Source organism: Mesorhizobium sp. M8A.F.Ca.ET.202.01.1.1 (genome assembly GCF_004791595.1).
GTDB lineage: Bacteria > Pseudomonadota > Alphaproteobacteria > Rhizobiales > Rhizobiaceae > Mesorhizobium.
The window spans coordinates 1-313 of the sequence record NZ_SRUN01000207.1 but is presented as its reverse complement, the minus strand read 5'-3'; the positions used below and the strand labels follow the sequence as shown (position 1 = coordinate 313).

At 65.5% G+C, this 313-nt stretch carries 1 protein-coding gene; it reads right to left on the bottom strand.

From position 1 onward, the window contains the following. Positions 1 to 313: ABC transporter permease subunit (locus tag EN845_RS34515; RefSeq protein ID WP_135931321.1), on the bottom strand; the 313-nt coding region annotated here is incomplete at both ends.

Below are 313 nucleotides of genomic sequence, written 5' to 3'. Positions count from 1 at the left end.
ATCTCCGACCCGATGAGATAGATGGTGCTTTCCCCGCGGACGCGGGCGACGGTCATGAAGTCCATGGTGTTGATGTTGACGGCGAGCGCCCGCGCGAAGCGGTAGGCGCCGGGGATGTAAATCACCGCGAGCGTCAGGATCAGCACAGGGATCGACGAGCCGACCGCAGCGACGACCACGAGGCCGAACAGCTTGCTCGGGATGGAGTTCATCGCATCGAGGAAGCGGCTGAGGCAGGTGTCGAGCCAGCCGCCGGTGACGGCCGCGATCATCCCCAGCACCACGCCCGAAAAGCAGGCGATGGAGACGGCGG